Below are 461 nucleotides of genomic sequence, written 5' to 3'. Positions count from 1 at the left end.
TATGCCTCCCGCCAAGGAAGAAAACAGAATGAAAAAGTCCAGCCGCACATCTTTCGCTGCTTCATCAAGATTGATAAGCCCTTTCACTTTCGGCGCCATGACGGTCTTCCGTTCGTTTTCTGTCTGGTTCAGAATGTAGTTGTCAGCGATCACGCCGGCGCCGTGAATGATCCCGTCGAGTCTTCCGTGCTCCTCCTGTATGCCGCGGACGAGGGCGATGACCGCCGCCCTGTCTGTCACGTCAACCGGTTGATACAATACGCGGGCACCTGACGCTTCCAAGCGCCGTAAGCGGGCGGAGCGGTCTTCATCAAGCGCTTCCGCCCTTCCCGTTAATACGAGGACGGCGTTTTTGACGCGGGAGGCTATTTCTTCAGCGAAAATCAATCCGATGCCGCCCGCTCCCCCGGTGAGGAGGTAAACCCCTTCGTCTTTCCACGGAACGGCGCCGCTTTGAGAGG

The 461-nt window shown here is 57.3% G+C and carries 1 protein-coding gene; it reads right to left on the bottom strand.

What is annotated here, in order from left to right; translation table 11 throughout:
* On the bottom strand, positions 1–461 hold a 461-nt coding region (locus ICW23_RS18795), incomplete at both ends, for an SDR family NAD(P)-dependent oxidoreductase (RefSeq protein WP_188154923.1).

It is taken from the genome of Bacillus sp. 1021, assembly GCF_014534735.1.
Taxonomy (GTDB): Bacteria; Bacillota; Bacilli; order Bacillales; family Bacillaceae; genus Bacillus; species Bacillus siamensis.
Note: the sequence above shows the minus strand (reverse complement) of the source record. Positions and strands in the feature narration are given on the sequence as shown.